Annotated in this window: 17 protein-coding genes and 3 pseudogenes; 8 read left to right on the forward strand and 12 right to left on the reverse strand. The window is 64.2% G+C overall.

Annotation, left to right across the window (positions count from 1 at the left end):
- The first annotated feature begins 34 nt into the window (after window positions 1–34).
- A complete protein-coding gene (locus tag ERC79_RS13180) occupies window positions 35–577 on the forward strand; it encodes a hypothetical protein (RefSeq protein ID WP_131578793.1) in 543 nt (180 codons plus the stop codon).
- Window positions 578–662: 85 nt separating this feature from the next.
- On the opposite strand, the gene ERC79_RS13185 is transcribed toward ERC79_RS13180, so the two are convergent.
- Window positions 663–1,682, reverse strand: a complete 1,020-nt coding sequence (locus tag ERC79_RS13185; RefSeq protein WP_131578795.1) for a hypothetical protein — start codon at window positions 1,680–1,682, stop codon at window positions 663–665.
- Between the two features lie 1,579 nt (window positions 1,683–3,261).
- Here ERC79_RS13185 and ERC79_RS13195 point away from each other — a divergent pair.
- The gene (locus ERC79_RS13195) at window positions 3,262–3,525 is read left to right on the forward strand and encodes an ATP-binding protein (RefSeq protein ID WP_131578798.1); all 264 of its coding nucleotides are present in this window, start codon (window positions 3,262–3,264) and stop codon (window positions 3,523–3,525) included.
- A 1,394-nt stretch (window positions 3,526–4,919) separates the two neighbouring features.
- Here the strand turns inward: ERC79_RS13195 and ERC79_RS13200 are convergent.
- Window positions 4,920–5,465 (reverse strand): hypothetical protein, encoded by a 546-nt coding sequence (locus ERC79_RS13200; RefSeq protein WP_207390317.1) that lies wholly within the window; start codon window positions 5,463–5,465, stop codon window positions 4,920–4,922.
- Window positions 5,466–5,631: 166 nt separating this feature from the next.
- Here ERC79_RS13200 and ERC79_RS23490 point away from each other — a divergent pair, with 166 nt between their 5' ends.
- Window positions 5,632–6,768, forward strand: coding sequence for a hypothetical protein (locus tag ERC79_RS23490; RefSeq protein ID WP_242676556.1), 1,137 nt, complete (start codon window positions 5,632–5,634; stop codon window positions 6,766–6,768).
- A 60-nt stretch (window positions 6,769–6,828) separates the two neighbouring features.
- Here the strand turns inward: ERC79_RS23490 and ERC79_RS13210 are convergent, their stop codons facing one another.
- From ERC79_RS13210 to ERC79_RS13225, 4 genes and pseudogenes are all read right to left on the reverse strand, one after another.
- Window positions 6,829–7,095: a hypothetical protein gene (locus ERC79_RS13210; protein WP_131578803.1), complete on the reverse strand. Its 267-nt coding sequence runs from the start codon at window positions 7,093–7,095 to the stop codon at window positions 6,829–6,831.
- A 142-nt stretch (window positions 7,096–7,237) separates the two neighbouring features.
- Window positions 7,238–7,942: pseudogene (locus tag ERC79_RS13215) on the reverse strand (IS110 family transposase); the annotation flags it as partial.
- A 989-nt stretch (window positions 7,943–8,931) separates the two neighbouring features.
- Window positions 8,932–9,717: an ABC transporter permease gene (locus ERC79_RS13220; protein ID WP_131578804.1), complete on the reverse strand. Its 786-nt coding sequence runs from the start codon at window positions 9,715–9,717 to the stop codon at window positions 8,932–8,934.
- Window positions 9,714–10,688 carry an ABC transporter ATP-binding protein gene (locus ERC79_RS13225; RefSeq protein ID WP_165497116.1) on the reverse strand — a complete coding sequence of 325 codons (975 nt, stop codon included), beginning with the start codon at window positions 10,686–10,688 and terminating at the stop codon, window positions 9,714–9,716. Before ERC79_RS13225 ends, ERC79_RS13220 begins: the two co-directional genes overlap by 4 nt.
- Window positions 10,689–10,959: 271 nt before the next feature.
- Here ERC79_RS13225 and ERC79_RS13230 point away from each other — a divergent pair, with 271 nt between their 5' ends.
- Together ERC79_RS13230 and ERC79_RS13235 are read left to right on the forward strand one after the other, a co-directional pair.
- Window positions 10,960–12,057: a sensor histidine kinase gene (locus tag ERC79_RS13230; protein WP_242676885.1), complete on the forward strand. Its 1,098-nt coding sequence runs from the start codon at window positions 10,960–10,962 to the stop codon at window positions 12,055–12,057.
- Window positions 12,054–12,680, forward strand: coding sequence for a response regulator transcription factor (locus tag ERC79_RS13235; RefSeq protein ID WP_242676557.1), 627 nt, complete (start codon window positions 12,054–12,056; stop codon window positions 12,678–12,680). Before ERC79_RS13230 ends, ERC79_RS13235 begins: the two co-directional genes overlap by 4 nt.
- 29 nt (window positions 12,681–12,709) lie before the next feature.
- Here ERC79_RS13235 and ERC79_RS23495 read toward each other — a convergent pair.
- Window positions 12,710–13,049 (reverse strand): annotated as a pseudogene (locus tag ERC79_RS23495) (transposase); the annotation flags it as partial.
- A gap of 378 nt (window positions 13,050–13,427) precedes the next feature.
- Complete coding sequence (locus ERC79_RS13245) at window positions 13,428–14,543, reverse strand: PLP-dependent aminotransferase family protein (protein ID WP_242676558.1); 1,116 nt, start codon at window positions 14,541–14,543, stop codon at window positions 13,428–13,430.
- 56 nt (window positions 14,544–14,599) lie between these two features.
- On the opposite strand from ERC79_RS13245, the pseudogene ERC79_RS13250 reads away from it, so the two are divergent.
- Window positions 14,600–14,941, forward strand: a pseudogene (locus ERC79_RS13250) (GNAT family N-acetyltransferase); the annotation flags it as partial.
- 212 nt (window positions 14,942–15,153) lie between these two features.
- Here the strand turns inward: ERC79_RS13250 and ERC79_RS13255 are convergent.
- Both ERC79_RS13255 and ERC79_RS23740 read right to left on the reverse strand, forming a co-directional pair.
- Window positions 15,154–15,456, reverse strand: coding sequence for a hypothetical protein (locus ERC79_RS13255; protein WP_131578810.1), 303 nt, complete (start codon window positions 15,454–15,456; stop codon window positions 15,154–15,156).
- Between the two features lie 149 nt (window positions 15,457–15,605).
- Window positions 15,606–15,731, reverse strand: a complete 126-nt coding sequence (locus tag ERC79_RS23740) for a hypothetical protein (RefSeq protein ID WP_278249705.1) — start codon at window positions 15,729–15,731, stop codon at window positions 15,606–15,608.
- Between the two features lie 243 nt (window positions 15,732–15,974).
- Here ERC79_RS23740 and ERC79_RS13260 point away from each other — a divergent pair, with 243 nt between their 5' ends.
- Window positions 15,975–16,901, forward strand: coding sequence for a D-isomer specific 2-hydroxyacid dehydrogenase family protein (locus ERC79_RS13260; RefSeq protein WP_131578811.1), 927 nt, complete (start codon window positions 15,975–15,977; stop codon window positions 16,899–16,901).
- Between the two features lie 23 nt (window positions 16,902–16,924).
- Here the strand turns inward: ERC79_RS13260 and ERC79_RS13265 are convergent, their stop codons facing one another.
- Window positions 16,925–17,809: an IclR family transcriptional regulator gene (locus ERC79_RS13265; RefSeq protein WP_131578813.1), complete on the reverse strand. Its 885-nt coding sequence runs from the start codon at window positions 17,807–17,809 to the stop codon at window positions 16,925–16,927.
- 227 nt (window positions 17,810–18,036) lie between these two features.
- Between ERC79_RS13265 and ERC79_RS13270 the strand changes: the two genes are divergently transcribed.
- Complete coding sequence (locus tag ERC79_RS13270) at window positions 18,037–19,053, forward strand: asparagine synthase C-terminal domain-containing protein (protein WP_131578814.1); 1,017 nt, start codon at window positions 18,037–18,039, stop codon at window positions 19,051–19,053.
- Window positions 19,054–19,068: 15 nt separating this feature from the next.
- Here the strand turns inward: ERC79_RS13270 and ERC79_RS13275 are convergent, their stop codons facing one another.
- Window positions 19,069–20,031, reverse strand: coding sequence for a LysR substrate-binding domain-containing protein (locus ERC79_RS13275; RefSeq protein ID WP_131578816.1), 963 nt, complete (start codon window positions 20,029–20,031; stop codon window positions 19,069–19,071).
- Window positions 20,032–20,107 lie beyond the last annotated feature (76 nt).

Below are 20,107 nucleotides of genomic sequence, written 5' to 3' on the forward strand. Positions count from 1 at the left end.
CTCCGGTTGTCGCCAGGTGGTTAGGCTGAATGTCATGACGCTTTGGTCGACGGTTGATGCCGATTATCACCAGTTCTTCGTGTCCGCTCCTACTGCAGATCCCACAGCGGTGACCACGGTCGGCGAGATCTTCGACTCCGGACCGAATTTGATCGTCGTCCATACGGGGGTCGCCGCGGGTCCAGTACGGGTGGGTGTGTCCGTGCTCGAGGCTGAACCGACCGGCACTCATGGTGAGTGGGAAGTCGTCGCTGACGGCAGCGTCGTTGTCACGGACGATTTGGTTGTACTGACGACACTCGGGGACGTGGTCAATGAGTTCGGGACGATTTCTGCTCCATCGACGGGGAAACTGATGGTTCGGGTATCTGCTCGTGGACGGGATGCGAACTGGGACCTCATCGTTGACGAACCAACAGAGGACTATCTGCTCGAGTGCTGGCCGATCATCCCAGATCAAAAAGCCAGAGCGAAGGTGGGCCGTTCGCGATCAAAGGCTGCGGCGAAAGCCGATCCCTATGGGGATCGAGTCGCTGATGCATCCGCCCGTTTGTTTGGACCCACAAAAACGAAGTGATCTGTACACGGGTTGGGTGCCGGTGCTCCACGCCTTGTACCTGAGGTGTGGAGCACCGGCAGATTCTCTTGCTGGGCCTACCCTGCTATCCGACGTACACCCTGAAGCTCTCTCCGGATAGGACGCGGTTCTTCGCGTAGAACCATCCCAGGATGGATCCGGCTGAGCTATTTTGGCCTCGATCGATCATGCACACGCTGTAGCCGGTGCCCCCTGTTCCGCCCACTTGGAGGTCATTGTCCTTGATCCCGCAGTTGGGGAACGTGCGTCCGAGGCCTGCGTACGGTCCGCCGGGTCGTGCTCCCTGATTGGTACTGGCGAATGGATACTCATCGCAGCTCCTGCCGGATGGTCTCGGCCCCGTGACCCCGCCACAGGATCCGCGGCGGTTGTCCCTGATGGTCTGCTTCGATGTCACGCGGTTGAGCGGCTGTCCGCCATTGGCTCCCGGAAGGCCGGACAGTTGGGCCTGCTTGACGTGATACATGAACTCGTTCAGTCCGGTGAAGTCCGTGTAGTCAAGGACCGGAACGACGGCCGCGAAGGAACAGCCCTGGGTGTTTCTCATCCCGACGGATGCATCGCAAGAGATCAAGGGTGACACCCCCGTCAAGCCCGAGGCAATAGTGAACTGGGGATGCGTCGCGGTAAACCGCATGTTGGACAGCCCGTTGGCCGCCCCAGCCGGCGGTGCCACGATCCCCTTCCTCGCGATCGTGGTGAACTGCACCGCCCGTAGCGCTGCGACTGTCTGAGGTCCGATGGAAGGCGCTCCACCATCGTTGTAGCAGGACACGAGGAAGGCGTAGGTGCAGTTGAACTCCCATTTGAGCTGCACGCTGTCAAGAATCAGCTCAGCTCCGGGAACACCCGGGAAAGCGATGACATTCTGTACGCGGATTCCCAGGTTCTCGTCCCAGGCGGTGTTGTTCCACGCCAGCTTGATGTTGCGCATTTCCTCGACGTAGATCGTTCCGATGTAGGTGGCGGTCTGCTTGTTCGCCATGCCGATCTCGATCACTTTTGTTCGGCATTGGTTCATTCGTTCGCCGATCCAGAATTTGTACTCGAAGTCGGCATGGCCGATCTTGCAGTATTCCTTCACTCCGGGAAGTGCCGCAGCAGTGACGCCTTGGGTTCGGTTACCTACGAAGTTCCGGATCCCTGTGCTCTCCGATGGGGCAGGGTTAGAGATTCCAGCAGGTTCTTGCTGGTCTGGGTCCGTGCCCGAGAACGGACTCGGTGTCGGTGGAGTGGCGGTCGTGGATGTCGCCGGCTTGGGTGCTCGGGTCGTCGGTGGCTGAGGGTTCGACTGTGTCGATGGCTCGGTTGTCGGAACGACTGTAGAGGACGGCGTGGTCTCGTTGGTTCCCGTCGGTGGGGCTGCTTCCTGCCGGGATGGCTCGGTGGTCGACGTTGCTCGTGGAGTTGATGAAGGCTGCGGAAGTGCGGGAGCTTCATCGCCTTGCTTGTGCACTGCCGTTCCGGGTTCTGCTCCTTCACGCACGAGACAGAGCACGCCGTCATCGGGGCTTGCACTGGGGTCGGGCCGTAGTTCGTCGCAGAACGGCGTGCCATCTTCGGAAGTGGTATCGCTGTTGCCGGCCTCGGAATCTTGGGCGCGGAAGGAGGCCCCTGCGTTGCTCTTGACGGGGTGTCCGGTCACCTTAACGGTTGCGTCGTTCGCGCAGTTCGCTCCGCAGTTCGCGTAGAACTGATCAGTATCGTCGGCAGGATCCTCGTCTTGGCGGGAGTCCCCTTCCCAGTCCTCCGGGAAGCCTTCGGGATGCCATTCGATGTAGCCGTTCTGGAAGTCTGGAAGTACTGGCGTCGCCCGTCGCCAATGACTTCCTCGCCGCTGGTGGGGAATCCGTAGCTGCTCTGTTCATATCCGTGCGCTGCCCATGTCTGCAGGATTTCCCCCCACACGGGGTGTGCACCGGTGGCCGAGCTCCAGTAGATCAGGCCCCGCTCGAACCGGCTGAGCTTGCCGCCTCCGGTTGCGTCCATTTCGGACTGTATGGGGTACCCGAGCGCGCCGTTTTCCCAATCGTATTGACCCCAGCGATTGTAGATTGCGCCGCCGACTTGTCGGCCGCGGTTGGGGTCGACTCGGGCGTTCCAGTAGATATGGTTGTTGTTGACGTAGTCTTGGAACTTCCCGCCCTGCCGGTCGTCGCGTTCAGGGCTCGTCGGAGTACCCGGTGATTTGCCGATGCCTTCGAGTCTCTCGTACTCGGCAAGAATCGAGCCCTTGACCGACTGCGGAGGGATCCACCGCTCCGCTGCATACGCAGTGCCAGGCAAGAGCGCCGTGACAACAGCGGCTATGACGAGAACGACGAGGCTAGAACTCAGTGGTCTCCTCCATCGCCCCCGGACTAGATTGGTTAGCGCGAGTCGCATATACGAACAACCTCCCCTATGTCGCTACGGACCGATTGATCCGTCTTGTGAGTCCACAGCAAACTCTCAGGAATAGCGCCGGTGTCGGTCTCAGTCCTGTAACAATAGAGACCTGAGGGCAGGCGGTAAGTCGACGATCATCGACGAATCCGAACGCCTGACCACCAGCGCCCTCGAGATGCTCCGCGACGAATACGACCGGGGCCAGCACGGCCTGATCCTCATCGGCATGCCCGGCATCGAAAAACGCTTCCCTCGCCACGCCCAGCACGACAGCGGTGGTCGGGTTCGCCCACCACCACCGTCCCCTGTCCCACGACGAGCTGACCTTCGTCCTGACTCGCCACTGGCGCACCCTCGGCCTCGACCTCAGCGACGACTTCACCGATGCCCAAGCCATCGCCGCCATCGCCCGCATCACATCAGGAAACTTCCGGCTCCTCCAACGGCTCTTCTCTCAGATCCGCCGCATCATGAAGATCAACGAACTGACCACCATCACCGTCGACGTGGTCGAAACCGCCCGCAACACTGACCGGTGATCGTCGGTCCTCGACGCTTCGAGTGGTCCAGTCGTGGAAGCCGCCGCAGCAGGGCCTGTCATCTTCAGCGACAAGAACCGTGCCAGTTACCGCTGACAGTCACAGCGCAATGGACCCTAGATAGACGGGAGATGCGGGTCAGGCCGGTGTCCAGCATGGCCGTACCCCAAATGGACGGTCAGACATCCGATTCGGCCTCCGCACCGTCGCCGACTGACAGGCAGCTGTCGGCCGATTCATGTGACATGTGAGCCGCATCGTGTGACTAGAGTGGCCGTGCATCTGGCATGGATGGTCGACAAGACGATCGCGCGATGGATGGCGGTGGCACGTCGGACAGAAGACCGGAAGGCTGGTTTGCAGCTCTAACGGCCAGTGACATGCAATCAGCGGAGGAGGACGATCGGATACGTACCGGCCTTGACGTTTTTGCTAGCGCGGCTGGAAGTCCTCCCAATGATGGTCGACTACGGAAGCCTCAGGCCGGTGACCACGCGCCAGACCGATCGCAGGAGATTCTCATGCGCACAGCGTCTTTGCTGCCACTCATCGCCCAGATCCGGCCCCAAGTATGGGATGCAATAGCTCCACACACACCCCGTTCGCCCCGAAGATACGAGCGTGACTCTCAATCGCTCTCTCCGTCCGATGCCTTCCTGATCAACACCGCCGATATGGCGCACGAGTTGGTCCGCATCGCAGTTGAATCGGACATCCGTGGTGAACCGTCAGCACGAATCGTCAGCGAAGTGGTGGACGACTGGTGTCCGACCCCCTACCCGCGGAAATGGCCGTGGGGTGGGCCAGGTCCGCGACCGATGGACGACGGGCCGCTCCCTGACCCATGGATGATCTCGACCGGCCGCGCGGTCGGCGCAATCGTCTTCGCTTCCGCAGGATCGCGCCTAGATAAGGGCGACCTTCGCACTGCGCTTCTCGATGGCGCCGATCGACTCGCTGAGGCGGCATCACCTGGCTGACGTCGATGCCCGAACGAAACCGCAGGTAGGAGCTGCCCCCCCAGTTTTGGTGAAGGGGAACGTCCACCCACACCGCCGGCAGATCGCAGCTCACCTCGGCAGCGACTGTCCCCGGATCGTGAAGACCGGATACACCGACAGCGAGAAGCGAACGCTTGCACTGTCACTCAACATCGACCGCCGACAGCTCAATCGGGAGCAGAAGCGGGCACTGATCGCTGAGTCGATCAAGGCCGACCCGGGACTATCAGACAATGCTCATGGTCGACGCACTGGGGCTCACCCCTCAACGGTGGGGTCGGTGCGACGAGACCTGGAGGAATCTGGCGACGTATCTAAATTAGATACGCGAACTGATTCGGCTGGACGTTCACCGCCCGCATCGAAGCCTCGCCCCGAGCCCGAGTCATGGAACTAGGCTGCGGGCGCGTCAGTCGGATCATCAAGTACGCGTGTGGGAGGGCCCATTCCGGTCCGGGTCCATCTCAGACCAGCTGCATCGAGGAAGCTGATAGTGATCGTGTACTCGCCGATCCGTGAACGTGGCGCCTGACCATCTTCGGACACCAGATTCACAGGAATCTTGAAATGCCCGCGGGGCTCGATCGAGTTTGTCTCTGCGCGGGCCCCCATCACATTTCGGTTCACCTGCCACGTGAAGTCGGGTGAATCGGACTTCTCCACCGACTCCAGGCAGACGTGGAAGATCGGGCGGTCGCTCTCATTGAGAATCTTGACCATGAGGCCGCCCATTGCCGTGATTTCGAAGTAGACGAGACGGGCTTGTGCCGCTTCGAGGTCGCGGCGTTCTTCTGCGCGGCGTTCTTCATCGGCTGCGTGACGACGCCTGTCACGCAATGCCAGTGCCAGGGCAACTACCACCGCTGCCACTGTGCCGAGGGCGACGAGCCAGTCTGGAAGCGAGCCCCAGTTGATTGGGCCGATTGCGGTGAGGGTCACAGCTCGTCATCGTCGCATGGGTGCGGATGCAGCCGCGGTGGGCGTCTACTCAAGCCGGGTTTCATCGAGTCGTCACGCGTCGGAGTAGACCGATAGGCTGCACGTAGTTCTTGTCGCTGGCTGCGGGCCGGACACCTTGTTCAGGTGATCCGGGAGGGCTTGGCCGGTGACAGTCCCGTTCGCTACTGCCTCTGTCAAAGCGAGTTTGGACTGGGGCAATCTCGACGCCGAGTTCGAGGCGCGGGTGCGTGCGGCCGCAGTGCGGGCTACCGAGGCAGCTGAGCAGCATTTCAAGGACATCGAGTTCGCGGCGAATGTCCGCCTCGACGCCGATACTGGGTTGTTCTCGCACGAGACACAGGCGCGGCTGAACACGCTCTCGCTTTCTGCGAATGTCACGCTCGAAGCTGACAAGGCCGCGTTGCAGGCGTCGTTGGCGACGCTGAGTGCGACGGTGCCAGTCACGTTGGATGTGTCGCCGACACAGTTTCAGGCGTTCGTGGCGGAGCTGAACACGAAGCTCACGGCCGCCGACATCGTCGCCCCGGTGCGTCTGGATGTGGCGAATGCAGCGGAGTTCCGGGCGTACATCGCGCATTTGACGCGGCCGACGACCCAGATCGTGCGCATCAACACCGTCGGTGGTGGTGGCGATGGCGTGGCCGGGTTGGGTATGTCGCTGGACCGGGTCGCGAGGAATCGCGTGAAGATCGCCGGTATCGCGTCGTTGATCGCCGCGATCGGTGCCGCGGCGGGACTGGCTGCGGGAGCCGTCGGTGCGCTCGGTGTCGGGCTGGCGGGTGTCGGTATCGCGGGCGCCGCGGGCCTGGCCGCGACTGTGGTCGGACTGCAGGGAGTCGGGGACGCGTTCTCCGCCCTGAGTGACGCCGCTAGCAGTGCCGGAGCGGACGCGGCAGTCGGGCTGGGCCTGGTGCCCTGCCCTGTCGTGTTGCAGGCCGGTGCTGCCCGTCGACACCCTGCCGGGTGCCGACGGGGGCTGTCTCACCGGGTCGCGTTGTCCTGCACGTACAGCGTGATCGCGTCCCGCATGACCTCGGACGACCGGCGGCCCTGCGCCTTCGCGATCTCGTCGACCTGCTCGCTCACGGCGAGCGGGAGCCGGACCTGCCGCCGGGGCGACTCGGTGCCGGGCGCGGCGGCCGGGTCGAGGCTGGGCCGTCCGGCGTGGGCGCGGGCGAGCAGGGCCCGGCCCGCTTCGGCGGCGGCCGCGCCCCGGCGGGCCGTCGTCGAGTTCTCGGGTAGGACCATGTCGTCCTCGGCCCATCGGGCTGCGGCCTCGTAGTCCTTCGCCTTCTTGGTCATCGCTTCCTCCATTCTTGCCGCGTGCACAGGTCCGGCACCTTCAGTTCTTCATCCGCTCAAGGTGTTTCGCCCGGGCCTCCATGACGTGAAAGATCGTCACGTCGCGGCGGCCGATCTCGACCATCACCTCGAGCAACGGTGCCCCCAGCCGACGCTGAGGGCCGATGAACAGGGTGGGCGGGATGGTCGACGGCGGGCGGGGCTCGTCGAATTCGGTCTCCATGTACTCGGCGTGTGCGATGGCATACTTCGCGTCCTCAATGTCGATTCCGTGCTTGAGGGCACTGTCGGTCCACTTGATTGCCATGCTAATAGTGTACGACAAAATAGTCTATTTGTGTAGTACAAAATAGGTTCGCTGCTGCCTTCCCGCCTCGGGCCATGTCCGGGGTCAGTCGAGGGCGATGGATTCGGGCTTGATGTGCGCGGCGATCCCGGTGTCAGGGCTCGGCGGCCTTGCTGCCGGGAACCGTCACGGTCTGCGCGTCCAGGGCAGCGAAGATCTCCTCGGCCAGACGGGTGCCCATCCGCGGTGCGTGTTTGACCGCGAGAGTGGTGATCCGGCGTTTACCGGCCTGCCGGATCCCGGCCGGTCCGCCGTAGCGGGACAGGATCTCGAGGACAGCCAGGTGACTGATCCGAGATCCCAGAACTCGTTCGAGGACGGGGTGGATGCCGGTGAGCAGTCCGCGGATGCGGTTGCTGATCCGGGTGGCCTCGCCGGCGAGGTCGTCGTCGAACCCGACGAGCACTCCGAGTTCGGTCAGGGTCTCGTCACCGACGTCGACCTGGCGCAGGGTGTGGGGCATGGTGCGGGCGGTGTCGGCGATGATGAACGCGTCGCGGGCATCGGTCTTCGCCTGCCCGGGATAGAGATCGGCGACCCGGCGCATCGACAGCCCTGGCAGGTAGGCGACGTCATGACCGCAGGCCCGGGCAACGGTGACCGGCAAGGCGCCGATGGTGTTCGGTTGATCGACGACCACCAGGATCGGTCCGTGCGCGGCGAGGTCCGCGAACACAGCCCGCAGGCGCGCCTCGTCGTTCGGCAGCGCCTTGTCGAACAGTCGGCGGCCGGCGGCATTCAATCCGACCGCGTGATGATCGCTTTTACCCACGTCGATGCCGCAAAACACGGCGTAACTCGTGTCCATGAAGCAGTCTTTCGTCCGGCCCAACCGGTCGCCGATCCAGCATCGATACCCGGCACCCACGTTACGAAGAGACCTACCTCTAACCCGGTGGCCCTGTCCCTATCAGCGGTCCATCGATGCCACCAAGTTCGGCGACACCACCCCCCGGATCATTCGAAAGACAGGGGCAGGAAGTCATACCGAACCTGGCGACCGCGGTCCCGCGGTGCGGGACTACGAAGAAGGTAACGGGGGCCTCGTCTTTGCGGTACTTCCGACGGTTCAATCGCTCGCCCTTCACCCAAGGCGCGACGAGCGTCCCATAGATGGTCACCGTGGCGGGCTGCCCGGTCACGTCGCAGTCCTCCGGCCGCAGGTCCCAAATACCCCACTGATCCGGCCGCCAGTAGTGATCAGCCGGGTCCGCCGCAAGAAGCGCATTCCGCTTCACACCTACTTGGGAGTCGAGACGGTTTATGGAGTATTCAGCAGAGTCGACCCGTTGTGACCCCGATCGGAACGTCGACCTGAAGAATCTGCGGGGAGGAGTAAGTTTTTTTTAGTTCTCCCCTGACTGCTCCTACTGGTGGGAAAAACTCGATGACCGTGGTCGGCGCAATGCGTGGAAATTAGAGGGCTTTCATTGAAATCTCTCTGACTCGCCGGTTTCGGAGATTGTCAATCCTCGGCACATCCCCGTCTGTTGATCAAAGATTGCAAGGGGTTTCTGCGAATTACCCACCCATATTTTATTCCGTTCGACTGCTGCACATGAGGGCGTAGCCTGCCATTCCTATCGCCACACCTACGGTTAGTGCGGCTGCTGCCACACCCGGTGATCGGCCGCTGGCAAAGTAGGTGATCACTGCACCTCCGATGCTGGGTGGCAGCGTGAACAGCAACGCAATAATCCAGTTGAAGAACGATCCCCGTTCGCGTGGCGCACTCATTGTCAACAGATCCTCTCGATTCCAGTCCGAAGTGTTCTACCCTCGCCTGTGCTGCTCGATTCATCGTCGGTGTCGTGGGGTCCAACTGAAACGCCATGTGGTCACTCCGATACCGATCCCCGTCCAAAGCGCACATGAGACTGCTGCGGTCCAATAGTCGCCGGCTACGGCCGTCCCGTTGTAGCCGGCGATGGCGAGGGCCACGCCTTCACCGAAGGGAAGGAAGGATGCTGCGGTCTGCGCCCATTCCGGCGCTGAAGAGAGGGGAAAGAACCCTCCGGAGAGCATCAGAAGGGGCAACGCCAGAGCATTCGCCACCGGGCCGGCGGCGTTCTCCGACGGAATGACCGCGGTGAGGGCGAGCCCCATTGCGCTCCCGGTGATGGTGAGTAGTGGTACCGCGATCAGGACCGCGAGCGGTTCGATCGCTGTGGTGCCTCCCACGATCACGGCATAGGCCGCGATAACTCCGACCCCGAGCAGCGATAGCAGTGCGGAGGCACTGATGCGGGACGCAAGGAGAGCGCCGCGTGGGGCGGGCAGCAGACGCCATCGTTTGAGTAGCCCGTACTCCCGTAGATAGGTGAAGGTGATCGCGATGTTGGTCAATGTGCCGCTGACTACGGCAATGCCCATCGTCGCAGGCGCGTAGTAAGCCATGGTGTCCTTGCCCTGTGAGCCGATGACCGAGAACGTGACCAGGAAGATCAAAGGAAGGGCAACGGAGAAGAACGCTGCGGCCGGATTGCGCAGTTGCGCCAGCAGGTCGTACCGCAGCTGCCACAGGTACAGCGTTGGAACGCCGAGAGCGGGCAATGCCGGATTGTCGAGAGTCTGGTCTTTCATGAGGCGAGACCACTCGACTGGTCGGCCGGTGCTTCCAGCAGCTCGAGGTAGATGTCCTCGAGTGTCGGAGTATGCACCGCCAGATTCACGGGTGTGAACCCTTCCTCTGCAGCGAGTCGGGTGATCGTCGCAATCACCTCGCTCGGGGTCCGAGTCATGATCCGCCACAGTCCCGAGTCGGCGTCTTGGTTCGCTTCCGCCAGGATCGGAGGGATCGGACGTCCTTCGAGTTCTGGCGCGGAGAACTCCACTCGGGACGGAATGCCACTGCGTTTACTCAGCTCCTGCGCCGTGCCCTCGAGTAGCACGCGGCCAGCTACCAGGATCACGATGCGGTCTGCCAGAGTTGCGACTTCTTCCAACATGTGGGTCGTGATAATCATGGCTGTGCCGCGGGAAGACAAACTTCGAAGCATGTCCAGCAGATCCCGGCGAGATTGCGTGTCCAGTCCGGTGGTGGGCTCGTCCAGGAACAACAGATCCGGTCGGCCGACCAGCGCCAGAGCTACTTCCAGTCGGCGACGTTCCCCACCCGACAAACGTGTCACTCGACGCTTGGTCAGCTCACTCAAGCCAGTTCTGGCCAGTACTTCGCCGGGTGAGAGAGGATCGGAGTAGTAGCCGGCGGTCATGGTGGTGAACTCACCGACGGTCAGCTCACTGTCCACGCGGCAGTCCTGCAGCACGGCACCGATGCGCGCCCGCCATCCACGCGGCGCAGTCCATGGAGTGTGGCCGAAGACCTCGACTCGGCCACTGTCGGGACGTTGAAATCCTTCGAGGCATTCGACCAACGACGTCTTTCCTGCACCGTTCGGCCCGAGTAGGCCAACCACTTCACCCGGAGAAACGGTAATGCTGGCACCGTCGAGGATAGTGATCCCGCCTCGGCGCAGCACGACATCTTCGGCCGATACCGGAATGTTCCGGCGCGCGGCTGAGGAGTCGGCTTTGGATGTAGGTTCGTTCACCCCTCCGATGATTCGGGGTCCGAGTTGGCAGCGGAACCGCTGAATGGGGTACCCGCCCCTCCATCGATCGGGGGAGGGCACATGGGCGAGGCACTACCATACTCAGAGCGTTCGAGGGGACTCGGAGCATTCGAAGGGGATCGGTATGACGAAGATGGGGCCCGGTCAGTCGATATCCGAGGTCTTGGGACCGACGACTACTGGTGACCCGCCGATTCGACGTAGTGGCTGGATCTTGCTGTGGTCGACCAACGTGGTGATTTCGTTGAGCGTGATCGCTTTCTTTCCGACGCGGGGCACTGCTCACCTCGCCGTAGCCGTCGGCTTCGCCAGTCTCGGATCGGCCATGGTCGCGGTGGTGGGGCTGCGGCTGCTCAACAGCACCCGAGACGGAGAAAGCGTCTCGGGTGTCATGGCGGCCGGACTCGCCATTCCTTGGTGCGTAGCGATTTTCGCGGCCCCAGCCCTGTGGCTGAGTTCGCCGACGACGTTGGCCCTCCTTTTCGGAATACTCGACCGCCGCGTCGCCTACCTCGCGTCGACGGCGTACGCAGCCGCCGGATCCAGTGCGATCTGGCTGACCATGGATCTCTCGCCAGGGATGAGCGTTGGCGCTGCGGTCGGGACGTTCGTGTACAGCCAGGTGCTCAGTTGGCAGATTGCCCGCATCATCGGTGAATCACACGAGCGAAAGGAACTGCTGCGCCGGTTGGAGCGCACGCGAGGACTACTCGCAGCGACCAGCCACCACAACGGTGTTCTGAGCGAACGACAGCGTCTGGCCAGGGAGATCCATGACACCGTCACTCAAGGACTCGCCAGTATACGAATTCTCCTCGAGGCCGCGGAGATCGAGATGGACACCGACCCCGACAAAGCTCGACAACATCTGCATCTAGCGCGGTGTACGGCGGACGAGAGCCACCAGCAGGCACGCACGCTGGTGAACGACGGAGTCGTTGACGGTCTCGAGCAGGATGAGCAGTACAGTCTGGTCCAGATGCTGGACCGGCTGGTGCAGAGCCAATGGGCCTTCTCAGCGGAATTGTTGGTAGAGGGCGAACCTCGAACGTTGAATGTCCGGACTACCGTGAACTTGCTTCGTATCGCTCAAGAATCGCTAGCAAATGTTCACAAGCATGCGCAGGCTGAGCGGGCCACCGTTGCACTTGGCTACGAGAGAGAGTCCACCACGTTGACCATCACTGACGACGGCGTCGGATTCGACGAGGCAAACACGGGTGGCCGCGGCTACGGGCTGTCCGGGATGCGTGATCGAATCACTTCGGAGGGCGGTGATTTCAGCGTATGCGCGACACCCAAGTCGGGAACGACTATCTGCGTGCGGGTTCCGACCCTATCCGATTGATCTTGGCCGATGATCATACGGTCATGCGGCAGGGGCTACGTGCGCTGTTCGACCTGCACGAGGAATTCAGTGTTATCGGCGAGGCTGACAGTGCAGGTGCCGCCGTGTCGGCTGCCCTGGACCTACGGCCGGATCTTGTGTTGATGGACCTGCGAATGCCTGGTAGCGGCATCGAGGCAACCCGGCAAATCACTGAGGCCGTCCCAGCCGTGAGAGTGCTCATTCTGACCACCTACGACAACGACCAGTCCGTAGTCGGAGCCATCGAGGCCGGCGCGGCGGGCTACCTACTGAAGTCTGCCTCGACACAAGAGCTGCTGTCAGGGGTGAGGTCCGCAGTGACCGGGCGATTGGTCATCACCCCTGAAATCACAGTCAAAATGGCACGCCACAGACTCGGGCAACCCGTGGCGCCACTGTCCAAACGCGAACGAGAAGTACTCACGCTGGTCTCTCGGGGCAACACCAATGCCCAGGTCGGTCGGCGGCTCGGCATAGGAGAAGCCACCGTCAAGACGCACTTGCACAGTAGTTATCGCAAGCTGAACGTCACAGACCGTGCGAGCGCCGTAGCCAAAGCAGTTACGAGAGGCCTCATCCCGCCGCTCCACACCGACGAGTGACCGATTGGAACGGCTGCACCCGAACACAATAGCCGCGCGACGGGGCGCATCGACAGTCCCGGCAGGTAGGCGACATCGTGGCCGTGGCCGTGGCCGTGGCCGTGGCCGTGGCCGTGGCCGTGGCCGTGGCCGTGGCCGTGGGCGTGGGCGTGGGAAACGGTGGCAGGCAATGCGCCGATCGTGTTCGGTTGGCCGACGATCACCAGTACCGGGCCTCGGGCCGCCAAGCGTCCAACGTGGCCCGCAACTCGGTCTCACCGTTCGGCAACGCCGTGTCGAACATTCGGGTCCCGGAAGTGCCAGCCCGACCTCGTGCTGGTCGACTCTGCCCACGTCGATGCCGCAGAACACGGCGTAACCCGTGCCCATTGAGCAGCAGTCCTTCGTCCAGCCGTCAACGATCGATACCCGACGTCGACGTTACGAGGAGACCTACCGTATGTTCCAGTGGCCTTGTACCTTTCAACGGCAATCGATGCCGCCAGGTTCGGCGACCCAATCCCCGGATCATTCGTGAGACAGGGGCGAGTGCGTGTGCTGTGGACTGCGCCGCCGCAGGCCTTCCTCCGTCTACCGGCGCCGCACTCTTTTCTTGTTCACGCCACGGTGCTCGTCGAACTGCAGCGCCGCCTACCCACACCGGAACCCGTGGCATGGATTGTTCTCTCCGGCTCCTGCGCTTGCCGACGCGCTATGTCGGTGCGCCATTCGAAAACTGCCGTTGCCGTACGGGTTTGCACCACCGACTCATCGCTCGAGGAGCTCGGAGAGCCTCCTGATGCCCTCGGCGATCTGGGCTTCAGTTGCGGCCCCGTAGGAGAAGCGAAGGAACGGAGCGGGCGGTTCGTCCACGAAGAAGTGGCGCCCGTCTCCGACGAGGACCCCGGCCGAGTATGCGGCAGTGCAGATCTCGCGGGTGTCTGTGCCCTGAGGCAGCCTGGCCCAGAGGTGAATGCCGCCGTGCGGGAGGTGCGGGATGCGGATTTCAGGCGTTGTGGCGTGGATCGCGGAGGTCAATGCGTCGCGTCGCGTGGCGAGCTCGGCGCGTAGGCGTTTGAGGTGCCGGGGCCACACATTCGAGGTGAGGAGGCTATGGGCGATTTCCTGCACCAGTGGCGCGACGCAGAGGTCATCGGCGGTGCGCGAGGCCCGGAGCCGTTCGCCTGCCGGGCCTCGCGCAATGACCGCGCCGAGCCGAAGGCCCGGGGAGGCAGGCTTCGACAGGGTGAGGATCGAGACGACGTGTCCGTGGGGGTCTTCGGTGAAGAGGGGAGGTGGGGTCTGTCCGTCGATGCCGAGGTGTCTGGCCCAGTCGTCCTCGATGACGAACGTGCCGTGTCGGGCGGCGAGTTCGAGCACTTGCTTCCGGCGCTCTGCGCTCAGGACTGCGCCGGTGGGATTCGCGTAGCTCGGCTGGAGGTAGATCACTCGTGCTCGCGTGCGTTCGAGTTCGTCGGCGAGGCGGTCGACCAGGATTCCGTCGGCGTCGGTGGGTACCGACGAGAGATTGAGGCCCGCACTCTGCGCGGCGAGGATCGCACCCGGATAGCTGGGACTCTCGGTGATGACCGCCGAGCCCGGCTCGGCGAGTGTGCGCATGGTGAAGACGAGACCCTGTTGCCCGCCGGAGACCACAAGCACGTCGTTCGGGTCGGCACGGTATTCGGCGGCGAGGATCCGCCGCAGTTCCGGCGATCCCGCGGGCGGTGTCATCATCCAAGCATGACGGCTTCTCGCCGCCCGCGAACCGATGCGCTGCAGGTCGTCGTTCGGAAGTAGTTCGGGGGCAAGGTATCCCCAGGAGAGTGGGATGTGCTCGGGAGTGCCGTAGCCGCCCAGGCGAGCGGCCCGGTCGGCGTCCACTCTGGCGTGGCCGAGCGCCTGAGACTGCCAGGAAAAGTCCGGTTCCGGCAGTCCCCCGCGCCTGGGGATGGTTCATGGATCCGCGACACGAATGCAAGGCGCTTGTCGCGGAAGCGGGCGGTGAGATCCTCGGGTTCGCACACCATCGCCGCTTCTCCTCGCCATACACAGGCACCACCGGCATCTTCCTCGACGACCTGTACACCGACCCCGCAGCTCGAGGCCGGGGGATCGGACGTGCACTGATCGGGCGTCTCACCGAGATGGCCACCGCTGAGGGCCGTGCCGTGGTGCAGTGGGCGACCGCCGAAGACAACCACCAAGCCCAGGCGCTCTACAACACCCTCGCCACGCGAACGAGCTGGGTTACCTACGAGGCCGAACCCTCCGCGAACTGAGCACTGCAACGTGGTGAACCGCTGCCGACAGAGGTCCCCTGGGCTGTTGGCGCGGGCGGCGGCGGAGCTGTGAGTTGATCCGTCGGCCTGCCCTGGTCCCGCTTGTCGGACCGGGGCAGGTCGGAGACTCGCCGATGTTCCCGGTCCTGCTCGACGCATTGTCGGTTCCCAGGATCGGACCCGGCCCGGTCGCACGAGCACCCGGAGATACTTCAGCGAGGGATGAGATCCGTCAGCAGCCAGACACCCGCTGCCGTGAGGGCGGAGTTCACGAGCAGGAACGCGATCGGCACGTCGGTGCCTCGGCGTCTTCGCGACAACGTTTCCAGGATGCCGGTGCTCACGCAGCCGACCGATAGCGCGAACATCGTGACAGCCCCGTCGACACCTCTGGCGTAATCGAGCAGAACACTGGCGAGCAGGACCACGCCAGTGGACGCCGCTACGCCGCACATGGCCAAGAACATTCCGTGGAACTTCTCGTACTGTCGCGGGTTCAGGCTAGACGTGAACAATGCGCGCATCTCGATTCAGAAACGGCAATTCCTAGGGGCCTGGCTGTGCCAATGCCGTGGGGAGAATGTACCAACGGCGATTCCGTCGGCGATCCGTGCCGATGTCGCCGCGGCGGGCAGGGCTCGTCACTGCCCGCCGCAGGCGCGCATCAGCTGAAGGAAGCCAGTGCGCCGATCACGCCGAGGATCGTGGCGATCGCCGTGAGCGCGGTGGCAGCGCCGCTCACGACAGGCTTGACCTCGGCGACAGACGTAGTGAACTCGGAAGAACCCATAACTGTTTCCCCTCCATTGATGGTTTGGTTGCGCAATATGCGCGTTCGCAAGCTACCCCACAAGTGTGCGGACGCGCAGCCCCCCCCTGATTCGGAGGATGGCGACCGCACTCTTCGGGCCACCCCCGGCCAAAGCCGCCGGGGGCACTTCTCTCGGACGCCGATCAACGGAGAGAAGTCCGCGACACTAGCCTCGGATCGAGGTCCGGCGACAGCCGGACCATGCTGTGAGGAGACCCCGTGATGACACCGATGCCGATCGCTCTCGGCCCGACACCCGACGACCTGCTGGCGGACGCGATCGTGCGCGGCGGTGGTGAACTCGCGGACCTGGCGGACGCGCAGGCGCTCGTGTGGGCGGGCGACGGCGTCACGACCTTCCCGTACGAACTCCCGGAATCGATCCGCTGGGTGCAGTTGCCGTCGGCCGGCGTCGAGCACTGGTTCGACGCCGGGGTCATCCAACGCCACCCCGACATCGTGTGGACTTCGGCGGCTGGCGCATTCGCCGCTACCGTCGCCGAACACGCCTTCGCGCTGCTGTTGGCGGGCGTGCGCGCGCTGCCCGAGCACCTGACCGCCACCACGTGGCGCCAGCAGGAATTCTTCGGCAGGGTCTCCACGCTGCACGGGTCCCGGGTCGCGATCATCGGCGCCGGTGGAATCGGCCGAGCTCTGATCCCGATGCTCGCTTCGGTCGGGGCAACGGTGATCGCGGTGAACCGTTCCGGCCGACCGGTGCCCGGCGCTGCCGAGACACTTACCGCCGACCGAGTCGACGAGGTCTTCGCGCGTGCCGATCACGTCGTGGTCGCGGCCCCGGCGACCAGCGAGACCCGTCACCTCGTCGGGGCAGCTCAGCTGGCCCACCTCGGCCCGAAGTCGTGGGTAATCAACGTTGCGCGAGGTTCGCTCGTCGACACTGATGCTCTCGTTAATGCCCTGCGGGACAACAGAATCGGTGGTGCCGGACTCGATGTGACCGATCCGGAACCGCTGCCCGACGGTCATCCGCTGTGGACCCTGCCGAACGCGATCATCACCCCACACGATTCGAATCCGCCATCAGTGCGCCCCGCAGCGTTCGCCGGCCATGTCGAAGGGAACGTGCGCCGGTTCATCACCGGCGGTGAGTTGGTGGCGCGGATCGACCCGGCAGCCGGTTACTGAGTCGGCTGCCCCGGCGGCAGATGTCAGGAGGTGGCGTGGAGAGATTGACCGGTCGGGCCCGGGTAATGTTCGCGGCCAAGGTATCTCCTCGGCCCGTACGGTCCGCGGCGTGCGGAACGGAGTGCGCTGTCGAGGGCCCGTGAGGTTTCATGGGCAACAGCGATGACGAGGTGGGCGACGCGTTCGAGTCGGGCGGTGCGGACGTCGCCGCACAGCGAGATCGCGGCGACCGGCCCTTCGGGACCACGGACTGCTACCCCGACGCTTGCGATGCTGCGGACGGACTCGCCGCGCTCGAAAGCCACGCCGCGTCGTCGCCGGATCTGGTCGAGTTCGCGGTGCAGTGTCGAGATGTCCGCGATCGTGCGTTCGGTGCAACGGTTCAGGCGGTCCGGGTACAGGCTGTCGACCCACTCGGGATCGAGCCAGGCCAGCATCGACTTGCCGTCGGCGGTCGAGTAGGCGGGGCTTCGGCCGCCGACTCGGGTCGGTAGCGACGACGCCTGCCGTCCGCCGACCTTGTCCAGGTAGACGCTGTCGCTGCGGTCCAGGACGGCTAGATGGACCACCATTCCCGTCTGCATGTGCAGTTCGTGGAGCAAGGGCGCCGCGGCGGCACGGATCTCGGCGTGGCTGCTGCCGTCGCCGGCGACCCCGAGGGCGCGCCGCCCCAGGCGGTAGCCCGAGGACAGGTGCTCCAGCCAATCCACCCGCACGAGTTTGTCGAGGATGCGGTGCACCGTGGAGCGTGGGAGCCGCGTCCGTCTGGTCACCTCCTCGAGCGTGAGTCGTGTGGTGTGGCTGTCGAAAGATTCGAGGATCAGTGTCGTTCGCTCGATCATCGAGCTTGGCGGATCTACCTGCAACACAGGAGGAGTCGGCGAGCTCCATGATTCGCTGTTCGTCATCGAGACCTCCAGAATTTGCCAAAAATTGGTCAGCCGTTTGGTGAAACTGGCCGGGGACATCATGGCTCGAGAAGTGACTCAGCGCACGTTTCTGCGGCGCGCCGGGTTTGCAGTTCTTTCGGATCGGGTCATGTTTCCTGGTTGGAGGTAGTAAACGTAGAGTTCGGACCGGTCTGCGGAGCGGTCCACCACACGGATCTGCGGTACCACCTGAAAGGAAGTCGCACGTGCTAGAGCTCACCGCCGCCCAGACCGTTGCAGGGATGCAGTACCTCGCTGACCATGAGAACGTCCGTGTCGACGGCGCAGCGCTCCGCACCGTCGCCGACCCTGCGGAGGCTGCTGTCGCTGTCGCTGCCGAGACGGCTGACCGAGTGCGTGCTGTGCTCGATGCCTATCCTGGCCAGCCCATCGTGCTCCTCTCCGGCGGCGTCGACTCCCTTCTCGTCGCGGCGACCGCCACCGATCTCGGTGTGCGTCCTCATGCGATCACCGTCGTCACCGGCGCCGATACCGATGACTACGGTCCGGCCAGCGCGGCCGCCCGCGCGCTCGGTCTCAGCCACGAGGTGATCACTCTCGACCGCGCCGACGTGGTCCGTCTCGCCCGGCGCGCCACCAATGTGCTCGGCACGAGCGAACTGTGGGAGGTGGCCGCTGCGATGCCCCTGCTCGCCGCCGAGAGCGCGATCTCCACGCATGCCGTCGGCCAGCCGGGGGACTCGGCGATTCTCACCGGCAGCGGTGCGGACGCCGTCTTCGCCGGCGGTCGCACCCTCACCGCCCCGCTCGGAACGCCGTCGGCAACTGCGGAATTGGACACCCTCATCCGTACCGAGGTGGGCACCAACTTCGTTCGTGCGCGCCTGGTTCCGGACTTCTACGAGCGACTCCTCGACGCCCGTGCCGCCATGCTGATCCACGTCTTCCAGACCGAACGCTTCTGGCAGATCGGGCGGCAACTCGCGCCGACCGCGCTGTTCCAGGACATCGACGGCGTCGTGTGGGACAAGATGCCGCTCCGGATCGCGTGCGAGCGTGTGCTGCCCGGCGATGCCGGTGCGCTCGCCTGGACTCGTAAGGCGCCGATCCAACGTGCCACCGGTCTGTTCGCAGCCCTCGCCGATGCGGCCCGAGTCGCCGCGGCCGAACTCCCTGGCGCCTGCACCTACAGCAACCCGCTCGTCGAGCCGATCGAATCCGTGGCGATCCGTCTGTACCTGCACACTCTAGGGACGGCCTGACGCAGCGACGGTGGACTATTCGGCCGCGAGTTCCCGCAGAATCGCTACCAGTTCCTCTGTCGCCGAAGGGGATTCCGTGAGGGTACGCCGGAACAGTCCCACCGGCTCCGCGGTGCCCGGCGTCGGCTGCGGTAGTCGCACGAGGGTGCCGTCGTCGAGATCGGTCTGAGGCACTCGTTCGGGGGTGAACCACACCGCGTCGCCGCGTCGGGTCAGCGTCCGCGCGACGGTGATGTCGAGGGTCTCGACGCAGCCCGCCGGCAGGTGCAGCCCGTGACGCTGCAGCAGCACCTCGGTGTGGTGGCGCGGCACTGTGCCGGTGGTTGCCACCACCAGCGGGTACTCGAGCACGACAGGCATCGACATCGGACCCGCGGCGGTCGCGAGGGGGTGGTTCGGTCGGACGATCAGTGCCAACGACTCGGTGTAGAGCAGCTCGAACGTCACGTCCTGCAGCGCCACCGGCTCGGCCATGCGGCCCAGGGCGAGCTCGAGTTCGCCAGCACGGACTGCGGCGAGCAGGACGTCGTTCGATCCGGTGGTGATGCGGACTCCGACGTCGGGATGCCGGGCGTGTAGCCGGGAGATGGCTGTCGGCAGCAGCACGCTCGCGACGGTCGGCAGCGCGCCGATCCGGATCGGTGCGCTGGGGGCACCGGCACCGGCGAGGGCGGATGCCGCCGACTCCATTGCGTCGGTCACCTCCACTGCGTGCCGGAGAAACTGCTCGCCCGCCGGGGTGAGGCGGGCGCCGTGCCGGCCCCGGTCGACCAGCCGCGTCCCGGCAAGAGACTCGAGTTCGTTGAGGGTCTTGGTCACCGCCGGTTGAGTCAGGTGCAGCCGTTCCGCGGCCCGGCCGAGATTACGTTCTTGCGCGACTGCGACGAAACAGGTCAGGTGGCGCAGCCGGATCTTGTGCAGCAGGCGCGCGGCGAGCAGGTGGTCCGACTCGGGTGGCGGAACGAAACCGTCAGGCATAGCCACAGGTTATGGAAGAGCGCGAAAACTGTCAATTTACATCACTGATTCTCAGAAATAGCGTGGCAACAGACCC

The organism is Rhodococcus sp. ABRD24 (assembly GCF_004328705.1).
In the GTDB taxonomy this organism is placed as follows: domain Bacteria; phylum Actinomycetota; class Actinomycetes; order Mycobacteriales; family Mycobacteriaceae; genus Prescottella.

Coding starts and splice junctions, on each gene's coding strand:
- ERC79_RS13180 (WP_131578793.1), top strand. CDS start 35: ATGACGCTTTGGTCGACGGTTGATGCCGATTATCACCAGTTCTTCGTG.
- ERC79_RS13210 (WP_131578803.1), bottom strand. CDS start 7,095: ATGGCAATCAAGTGGACCGACAGTGCCCTCAAGCACGGAATCGACATT.
- ERC79_RS13220 (WP_131578804.1), bottom strand. CDS start 9,717: ATGAAAGACCAGACTCTCGACAATCCGGCATTGCCCGCTCTCGGCGTT.
- ERC79_RS23740 (WP_278249705.1), bottom strand. CDS start 15,731: ATGGGTTCTTCCGAGTTCACTACGTCTGTCGCCGAGGTCAAGCCTGTC.
- ERC79_RS13260 (WP_131578811.1), top strand. CDS start 15,975: ATGACACCGATGCCGATCGCTCTCGGCCCGACACCCGACGACCTGCTG.
- ERC79_RS13265 (WP_131578813.1), bottom strand. CDS start 17,809: ATGACGAACAGCGAATCATGGAGCTCGCCGACTCCTCCTGTGTTGCAG.
- ERC79_RS13275 (WP_131578816.1), bottom strand. CDS start 20,031: ATGCCTGACGGTTTCGTTCCGCCACCCGAGTCGGACCACCTGCTCGCC.